This window comes from Kitasatospora xanthocidica (assembly GCF_014656195.1).
Taxonomy (GTDB): Bacteria; Actinomycetota; Actinomycetes; order Streptomycetales; family Streptomycetaceae; genus Kitasatospora; species Kitasatospora xanthocidica.
Window position 1 is genome coordinate 46,520 of record NZ_BNBY01000040.1, and the last position, 8,466, is coordinate 54,985.

10 protein-coding genes are annotated in these 8,466 nt (G+C 70.9%); 3 read left to right on the forward strand and 7 right to left on the reverse strand.

What is annotated here, in order from left to right; genetic code table 11:
* Positions 1-259 precede the first annotated feature (259 nt).
* Entirely contained in the window at positions 260-1,690 is a 1,431-nt protein-coding gene (locus IE332_RS37105; protein ID WP_189925443.1) for an MbnB/TglH/ChrH family RiPP precursor modification enzyme, read from the reverse strand.
* Positions 1,691-1,700: 10 nt separating this feature from the next.
* Entirely contained in the window at positions 1,701-1,952 is a 252-nt protein-coding gene (locus IE332_RS37110) for a hypothetical protein (RefSeq protein ID WP_189925445.1), read from the reverse strand.
* 226 nt (positions 1,953-2,178) lie between these two features.
* On the opposite strand from IE332_RS37110, the gene IE332_RS37115 reads away from it, so the two are divergent.
* From IE332_RS37115 to IE332_RS37125, 3 genes are all read left to right on the forward strand, one after another.
* Positions 2,179-2,844: a hypothetical protein gene (locus IE332_RS37115; RefSeq protein ID WP_189925448.1), complete on the forward strand. Its 666-nt coding sequence runs from the start codon at positions 2,179-2,181 to the stop codon at positions 2,842-2,844.
* A 118-nt stretch (positions 2,845-2,962) separates the two neighbouring features.
* Complete coding sequence (locus IE332_RS37120) at positions 2,963-3,472, forward strand: hypothetical protein (protein ID WP_189925451.1); 510 nt, start codon at positions 2,963-2,965, stop codon at positions 3,470-3,472.
* A gap of 317 nt (positions 3,473-3,789) precedes the next feature.
* Entirely contained in the window at positions 3,790-4,437 is a 648-nt protein-coding gene (locus IE332_RS37125; RefSeq protein WP_189925473.1) for a CatB-related O-acetyltransferase, read from the forward strand.
* Between the two features lie 209 nt (positions 4,438-4,646).
* On the opposite strand, the gene IE332_RS37130 is transcribed toward IE332_RS37125, so the two are convergent.
* From IE332_RS37130 to IE332_RS37150, 5 genes are all read right to left on the reverse strand, one after another.
* Positions 4,647-5,399: a hypothetical protein gene (locus tag IE332_RS37130; RefSeq protein ID WP_189925453.1), complete on the reverse strand. Its 753-nt coding sequence runs from the start codon at positions 5,397-5,399 to the stop codon at positions 4,647-4,649.
* 313 nt (positions 5,400-5,712) lie between these two features.
* The gene (locus tag IE332_RS37135) at positions 5,713-6,003 is read right to left on the reverse strand and encodes a hypothetical protein (RefSeq protein WP_189925455.1); all 291 of its coding nucleotides are present in this window, start codon (positions 6,001-6,003) and stop codon (positions 5,713-5,715) included.
* Positions 6,000-6,281 (reverse strand): hypothetical protein, encoded by a 282-nt coding sequence (locus IE332_RS37140; protein WP_189925457.1) that lies wholly within the window; start codon positions 6,279-6,281, stop codon positions 6,000-6,002. The genes IE332_RS37135 and IE332_RS37140 overlap by 4 nt, the downstream gene beginning before the upstream one ends.
* 1,021 nt (positions 6,282-7,302) lie before the next feature.
* Positions 7,303-7,662: a hypothetical protein gene (locus tag IE332_RS37145; protein WP_189925459.1), complete on the reverse strand. Its 360-nt coding sequence runs from the start codon at positions 7,660-7,662 to the stop codon at positions 7,303-7,305.
* A 322-nt stretch (positions 7,663-7,984) separates the two neighbouring features.
* Positions 7,985-8,131: a hypothetical protein gene (locus IE332_RS37150; RefSeq protein WP_189925461.1), complete on the reverse strand. Its 147-nt coding sequence runs from the start codon at positions 8,129-8,131 to the stop codon at positions 7,985-7,987.
* Positions 8,132-8,466: the final 335 nt, after the last annotated feature.

An 8,466-nucleotide genomic window follows, 5' to 3' on the forward strand; every position in this document is an offset into this window, starting at 1 on the left:
GCGTCCCTGACAGGCGGTCGAGGAGCGAGGAACGGGTGATGACGGCCGAATCGCGGTGCCGGCCTGCGACGACCGGTCCAACCGTGTCGTACCAACGGGCCGGGGGCCCGCGTCTCCCGGATGGTCCGAAGGCGATCCAACGTAGACCGGGCTCATGAACGCCAAGCTGCCGGAGCCACCGCCGAGGTGAGGTGGCAGGAGCGCGCGGTGCTCTCCGCGTCGGCAACCGGGCGGGTGCACCTCACTCCGGGCCGCCCCGTCAGGCGGTCAGCCGGACCAGGAACTCACCCCGCTTCGGGGCGACGGGCAGCCGGCCGGCGCCGAGCGCCGCCAGCAGGTCGTTCGGGTCCGTGCCGAGGCGGACCGTCCGCGGTACGTCGTCGAGCCGCACCCGGAGGAGGCCGAGGTCGAGTTCCAGTACGTCGGTCAGCCAGGGGACGCGCGGACGGGTACGCCGCAGGTGGACGGCGAACGCCTCCGCCTCCTCGGTGGCGAACGGCTCCGGCGGGCGGGAGCGGGTGTAGTCGTCCAGCAGGGCCCGGACCCCGGCCTCGCCCAGGGTGAGCAGCAGCAGTCGGATGGTGTGGGTGAGCGTGCCGGCGAGCTGGCTCGCCCGGAGCTCCGCGACCAGTTCCCGCAGCAGCGCGATCGCCGGGTCGGCCGCCAGCTCACGGGCGAGCGGGCCGTCCGGCCGCCGGCCGATCGCCAGCGCGCCCAGCGCGTACTCCCACTCCTCGGGGTCCGGCCCCGCGCCCGGCTCGTCATCCGGTCCGGCGCCCGGTTCGTCGGCGGGCGGCCGCAGCCGGGGTACCCGCGTCGGCGGGAACGGGCCGGCGGCCGGGCGCGGCCGCCACTGTTCGCGGACGCGGACCAGCAGGTCCCGGACGGCCGGCGGATCGAGGTACGGCACGGCCGAGCCCGTCACCTCGAACAGGACCGCCCGTAGTGCCGGAAGCCGGGGCAGGACGCGCTCGGCCAGCGCGAGCAGTTCCTCGTCGGGCAGTCCGCTGTGGGCGTCCAGCCAGTAGCCGCGGTGCTCGAATCCGCCGGCGAGGTGGACCTCCCAGACCCGGTCGAGCGGGAGTTCGTCGAGCAGTCCGTCGACCGGGGCCCGGCCGTTGCGTTCGTTGGCGAGGACGTTGTGCAGGTCGAGCAGCAGCCCACAGCCGGCGCCCTCGGCCACACCGGCGACGAACCGGCCGTCCGGGAGTTCGTCGGCGCGCGGCCGCAGGTAGTTGGCACCGATCTCGACCGCGAGCGGTACCGGCAGCGCGTCGGCCATGGCCCGTACGGAGGCGACGCCGCAGCGCACGCCCTCGGGGGTCTGCCGCGGCGGGAGCATGAAGCCGGTGCGGAACGCCTCTCCGTCCCGGCCGGTCCGGTTGAACGCCAGGTGCTCGCTGACCCAGGGCGCGCGCAGCCGCTCGGCCAGCTCGCCCACCAGAGCGGTCTGCCGGGGATCGGGCGGCCGGCAGCCGCCGACCGGGTTGCCGACGCCGTGCAGCAGCCGGGCACCGGGAAGGTCCGCGAGGCGGCGCAGTGTCTCCTCGTCGCAGCCGGTCGTGCCGTCCGGCCGCGCGCGCCAGAGTGTCTGCGGTTCGATCTCGACGACCTCGAGCAGATCGGCGCACGCCTCGAGGAGGGGCTCGGCGCCGGGGACGTGGGTGAGGCCGACGCCGAGCCCGGTCACGTCGCCGCCCCTATCCCAGGAACGGCTGGGCGATGCCCGGTGCGATATCGCCCTTGGGGGAGACCACGAAGTCCAGCGACTGCCGGAACCTCAGGTCGAACCCGGAGTGACAGCCCGGATGGCCGAGTTCGGTCATCACGTTCTTGATCACCCGGTTCATCTGGTCGAGGTCACCCGCGATTCCCGCGGGCACGGTGATGGTGACCTCCCGTCCGGTCCACGTGTTCGGCCCGGATTCCTTCGTGATTCCGCCGTTCGACATCGCGACTCCTCGCTGTACGCCGCGGCCCCGCGCCGGCGGGCGCCGACACACCCTGAGCCTCGGCCGGGCACCACGTTCCGCCCCGACGAGCGGCGCCACAACGTACGCGCCCGAACTGTCACTCGGAGAGCGGCCACCGCGGCGCGGCTCGCGGCGCCGCCCGTACAGCGGGCTTCCACGACCCGCGGGGACGGGATTGTCAGCGGCGTGCTGTTGAGTGTGCGCCATGACCGTGCATGAACTCGTCGCCGCTCTGCCCGCACCCGCCGACCTGCGTGACCGCTGCCGCGCGCTGGCGCTCCTGGAATCGATCGTCTCCGTGCCGTACACCGCCGACCACACCTTCGCGGTCGACTGGCGGCCGGGCGTCGATCTCGCCTTCATGCGGAACGGCTGCGGCGACCGGTACGCGGTCGTCTTCGACCCGGCCGGCGTCCTCCTCCACGGGTTCGACCACGAGAGCGACGCCACCCCGTGGCGGGAGGAACCGCGCGCGCACTGGCCCGGACTGCTCGACGGCCTGCCCGCCTCGCTCGCGCACTACGCGCGGGCGGAGGAGTTCCTGATCGAGGGCTTCTTCGACGCGACCCTGTGCGCCTGGTACGAGACCGGAGCCACCGCCTGGCAGTGCGGGCCGGTCGAGTTCGCCGACGACGAGGGGGACGGCGCCGACTGGCTGTTCGACCTCCTCACCGCGGCCGACGGAGTGCGGGCGTTCGCGGACTACGCCGAGGGGTCCTACGAGCGCTCCGTCGACGAGGAGGCCGTGGCAGCCGTCCTCAAGGGCGCCCCGCTCGACCGCCGTACGGTCGCCGCGCTCTCGGCCGACGCGGACTTCGACACCGTCGCCACGAAGGCCCGCGCACTCGGTCACCCCGTACAGGACAGCTGACCTCGCGGCGGACGTCGCGGTGGGCGTCGCGGCGTCCGAGCCGGGGCGCCGAGAGCGCACGCGGCCGGCGACGGCGGACATCGACACGACGGAGCCCTCTGCGCGCCATGACGTGCCGGTGACCCAAGCCCACATCGATCAGCTCCGGCAGTCCGGATCCGAGACCGGCCACGTCGAGTTCGCCGAACGCATGGTGCGCGCTCTGACCGACGACCTGGCGGCCCTGGACGCGCTTCCACGCGACGACGGGTTCTGGCGCGGATGGGCGAACGACCGCGCCACGATCGGCAAGCTGCGGGACTACGCCACCGGACGGCTGGACCGCGATCCCTCGGACCGGGTGGCCCGCTGGGCCCTCGTGGCACTCGCACTGGGAGGGGGCGCCAACGACGGCGGCCTCTCGCTCCTCGGCCCGGAGATCGGCGCGGATCCGACGGTCGTCGCGGACGCCGTGGTGATCGCGGACTGGGTCGTCCGACAGATCGGACTGGATGCCACCCCCGAGCTGCGAGAAGCGTGCGGCCACGCCGACCGCCGGACGCTGGAGGCCCTGGCCCGCACCGACGGAGGCCAGGCGGCGTCGATCGCACTGCGGGTGCTCGACGGAAACCCGTTCGCTGGCGCGTGAACGGCGGTGACGGGTGCCGGTGCGCGTGGTCACACCCCGAGCCCGACCCGGGACGCCCTCCAGGCCCCCGCCGGGGGTCGTCGCAATCCGCACCCGTTCTCACCGCCTTGGGCAGGCACGAAATTTTCCGCGGAAAATCCGGTTCACGGACGACACGCGTGACTACGGCTGTTCCGCCGCCGCAGGAGACAGGCACGCGGGCCCCGGCGTCGCACCGTGCGAGCTGAAAAGCCGGACGAATGGCGCCGCCCCGCGCGAGAGACCATGGAACGCCGTACTCCTGACGCCCCGTCGACCCGAAAGCGGTTTCGCCTGTGATTCCCGTCGTGCCCGACCCGACCGTGCTGCACCCCTTCCCCGATCAGCCGCGGGTGGTGCTCCTCAAGCCCCTGGTCACCTCGCCGCTGATCGAGGTCGGCGAGTACTCGTACTACGACGACCCCGACGGCCCGACGGCGTTCGAGACCCGCAACGTGCTGTACCACTACGGGCCGGAGAAGCTCGTCATCGGGAAGTTCTGTGCCCTCGCCGAGGGGGTGCGGTTCGTGATGAACGGCGCCAACCACCGGATGGACGGCCCCTCCACCTTCCCCTTCCCGATCATGGGCGGCGCCTGGGCCGAGCACTTCGACCTGATCACCGGCCTGCCCGGGCGCGGCGACACCGTGATCGGCCACGACGTGTGGCTCGGCTACCGCACCACCGTCATGCCCGGTGTGCGCATCGGCCACGGCGCGATCGTCGCCGCCGGGTCCGTCGTCACCTCCGACATCCCCGACTACGCCGTCGCCGGCGGCAACCCCGCCAAGGTCATCCGTCTGCGCCACACCGAGGCCGACATCGCCCGCCTGCTGGACATCGCCTGGTGGCACTGGCCCGCCGACCACCTCACCCGCCACCTGCGCACCGTCATGTCCGGCACCGTCGACGGCCTCGAAGCCGCCGCACCCGCCCCCACACCGTGACCGGTCGCCGCCTCCCGGGTGGCCTGCTCGAACTGGTGAGGCCTCGTCCGCCGAATGCCGCCGTCCGACCGGTGACACGACGCAACCGCCCCTCCGTACCGTGAGACCGGGAGCCCGATTCGGCCGGGAATACGGCTCTCCCCGCCCTACGGTCCGGAAGGAGCCGTGTTTCCGGCTACTGACACCCGGTCAGGCCGGTTTCTCCGGCGTCAGGCAGGCCAGGTCCCCAGCGCGCGGGCGAGCCGTTCGCTCTGGTCCGGGGAGATGCCCCGTGCGAGCTGCATGCCGGATCGCGGGCTTCCCGGCCCGTCGCACTGAAGGATGCCGCCGAAGGACACCCCGCCGCCGCTGAGCGGCGACTCGCCCGGCAGCGACCAGTGAGCCGCGTCCCACAGGGGGTGGTCCAGGAGAAGCGCCGCGACACGGACGGCCTCGCCGACCGGAGCGCCCACCCGGACCAGCGCCTCGCCGACCACACCGGCCGCGTCCACGGGCGCGCCGTCGTCACCGAGTACGGGAAGCAGGAGCAGCAGGCGGGCGTGCGGGTCGTGGACACCCGGAGCCTCGTGGTCGGGGGTGTTCGCGACGTGGATCAGCTCCCGCCAGGAGAGGCCGGGGCCGGCCTGGTGCCCGTCGACGGTGGCGAGGTAGCCGCGCCGCCCCCAACCCGGGTGCGTGACGAAGTACTCCGTCCCCCGGTCGTCGGGGAAGTTGCGGCCCACCACCACCGCCGAGTGGCCGCCGCTGAACGGAACCCGGAACACCGGCCAGGCCTCCTCGTCCATCAGCGCCTCGCAGGCCGCATCGGCGTCGGCCGCATCCGCTCCGAACCACTCGGGCGCCGGGTCGCCGGCCTCGTCCGCCCCGCACATCCACATCAGATAGGCCGCCCAGAACCCGGGGCGCGAGATCAGCTCCTCCCCGGCCACCAGCGGGTCATCCTCGTATCCGTCGATCAGCATCGGGCCAGGCTGCCAGCACCCACTGACACACCGCACGTCCCCGACAACGATGCCGGTACCTCGCTCGGATGGTTGGAGGTCCCTACCGATGCCCCGTCTCGGGGAAGCAGCCGCCGGTGTTGATCGAAGCGTCACCGTGGAGGCGCCGCGGACAGCCCGGCAACGGTTCGCTCCTTGCAACCGTCGGGAGCCGGCGGCAAGGCCAGCGCCATGCCGGGCCAGGTCGACAAGGGAACCACCTCACCCACCGGCCCTCGTCCCCGGCCGTCTGCCGAACGCCTCGCCCGGGGACGGCGCAAGGGAGGCTACGGGGTCAGTCCGCTCGCAGAATCCGGGAGACGTAGATGCGCGCCGGATCCGCCGTCTCGTCCACCGCGTACTCCACCAGCCCCAGATCCCGGCGCAGCGGGGTCGAGTGCATGCCGGGCCGACCCGGGACAGGCATGCTCAGGTGGGGGAAGGGGTTCTCACGAAGGTCGACGAGGAAGGCCACCACGGCGGAGAACACGTCGGGCGAGGTGTCCGGGTCGGCGAGGAACTGCTCGACGGCCGGGGAGAGGGTGATCGGATCGTCCTCGTCCGGACCCTCGAAGTACTCGCTCACCGGGTACCGAGGCGCCGAAGGATCGCGGAGGCGGAGGTGCCGGGGGCGGTCCCGTCCTGGACCGCGGTGTGGATGCGGTCGCCCTCCGGGTCCTGGTAGAGCTCGGCCCGCAGCCACCAGCGCCGCAGGACGCCGCCGATCGTCGTGTCGTCCGCCTCGCCCATCTCCCGGTAGAACTCCATCCGCTGCGCCGGGGGCAGGGCAGCGGCGACGGCGTCCTGGGTACGGGCAATGGGCTGGTGGCCGTCGTGGTGGCCGTGCACGGGTGCGGCGCTCACCGTTCCTCCGGGGCTTCTCGTCGGGCGGTCCTGTACCAGTGTCCTCCCCCTGCCGACCGACCCGATACCCGGGGGAGCGGTCACGCCGTGGAAGCGCCGGGTGAACTCCGCCGGTGGTCAGGCGATGGCGTCCCCGGCCGGATCGGCTGGACAGGTCGGGCGGCCGCGTCGACCACGACGTGGAGCAGGCGCTGGAGGGATGGGTGGCCGCAGCGCCAGTGAACGAGTCGGAGCGACGCTGTGTGGCTGGCCTTCGGCACCGCGCCGCTTTCGTTCGGTACTTCGGACCTTGGCAGACGGGGCGACAAACAATTCGAGGCCGCTCCGGTCGGGAGCTGGCCAACCGGTGAAGGAGTCGCATCCCGAGGCGCGATTGACGTTTCCAAGGCATAGGGAGCGGGACGGCGCCAAGAAAAATCGGCTCAGGGCCGCGATGACGATTGCGGGCCCTGAGCCGGAACTCGATCGGGCAAGCCACGTTCTACGAAGAAGGTCCTCCGATCTGATTCAGCGGTCAAATTTCAAGATGCTGCTCGGCTCCCAAAATTCGCCGCTGCCTTCATCTATCGCGTATCCTCCGGCTGTCACAATCCCCTGGATTCGGTCATTCCCGACCCCGAAAATTTCCATGCCAGCGAGGTCAAGCTCAATCGAGGTTCCCAGTAGACCGACGAGCTCGCCGTGAGAGAGGCTGTACAGCACGAGATTTCTCAGCAGGCCGGGAATCGATGCTCATGTAGGATACGGGGCTGAACAAAATCTCCACCCTCGTCCTGTGTTCGTCGGTTTTGTCGCTGCGCAGCAACAGCTGCTGGTGACTAGCGACGTACCGTGCTACCAGGAAGTCTCGGCCAGTTCTCCATATCTCTTCTGGCATTTTCTCACCCCCCGAACGGGTTCGGGATCGGGTTGCCGCCCTCAAAGAAGCGTGCATTGCCCATCACTCCACCCTTCCTTAGCTGTGATAATTCCCAGGAAAATGGTCCGCTCGCCCGGCCGTGAACGCCGCGGCGGACGTGGCTCAGGTCAGCAGACGCCCATCCTGGGGATCGAAGCAGATGAGTCCCGAGGACCGTGCGACCTCGACGGCAAAGGTCGCGGCCTCCTGGTACTTGCTGAACACCATTTTGAAGTAGAACAGCGGGCCACTCGCGTTCCCGATCAGCGGCCCATCCGACCAAGGGCTCGCGTCCTCATCCTCGTCGTCCGGGATCAAGTCAGGCCACCGAGCCACCAGCACTTCGACGTACTGCCTGATCTGCGCTGTCGGCTTAACACCCCGACCGCCCATGAACTCACCGTAGAGATCCGTGAACACCACACGCGCCGCGGCATCGCCATCGGGGCGCTCGCCTTCCCACACAGCCAGGTCGTAACTCATGGCCGGATTCTGTATGGCCTCTCCGACAGACCTTCTGCCGGACGTCCACCGCGCATGATCAGACCTTTCACGGAACTCAGGGCAGATCCAATTCCGCAGAGCGTCATCAGCCGCCGCCTACACCTGCAACGGCATACCCGCCCAGACCTGGAGCCTCCTGCTCCTCAGGATCCTGTCCCTGCCCGTCAACCCCTGGGCTCGAGCGGTGATGAAACGCGCCAGGGCCCGTCGAGTGTCCCGACACCTCGGGACACAAGGGCCGAGAGCGCCTCATCCGCCCTTGGGCGGCAGCCGGCATGACTCCCCCGCTGAAGCCGCCAAATCAGAAGAGTGTTGGTGCCGACCCGCTGACCTCGGCCAGTCCCGGCAGGGCGTCCTGCCAGAGGACAGCCTCGGCCAGGGCCACCTGCCGCATGCTGCCCTCGCAAAGGATGAGGGAGCGCCGGTCCTTCTTGTGGTCGTGAATCACGCCGTATCCGGCTCGGCGGGTCGGCATGAGGGCTACCGACCGTTCGCAGGTCGGGCACTGGACTCTCGGGGCACGCATACATATAGCCTGCCCGGAGCCACCGACATCTGACCAGGCTGCGGCGGATGCAAGCACCTACGCGATCTGGACGGGCTCAGGCGCCGGGTGCGTCGGAGCCCGTTGCTGCTGTCCTCTGCCGCGGGGGTTCCTCCGACGCCCGAACAGCACGCAGCGCGGACGCAGCCCCCGCAGACTGGCGGCGGCCTAGGGCGCGTCTGACAAATGATCATCTGGCCGGTTCGCGGAGCCAGAGGATCAGGGAGGCCAGGACGACT

Coding starts and splice junctions, on each gene's coding strand:
- IE332_RS37110 (WP_189925445.1), bottom strand. CDS start 1,952: ATGTCGAACGGCGGAATCACGAAGGAATCCGGGCCGAACACGTGGACC.
- IE332_RS37115 (WP_189925448.1), top strand. CDS start 2,179: ATGACCGTGCATGAACTCGTCGCCGCTCTGCCCGCACCCGCCGACCTG.
- IE332_RS37130 (WP_189925453.1), bottom strand. CDS start 5,399: ATGCTGATCGACGGATACGAGGATGACCCGCTGGTGGCCGGGGAGGAG.
- IE332_RS37145 (WP_189925459.1), bottom strand. CDS start 7,662: ATGAGTTACGACCTGGCTGTGTGGGAAGGCGAGCGCCCCGATGGCGAT.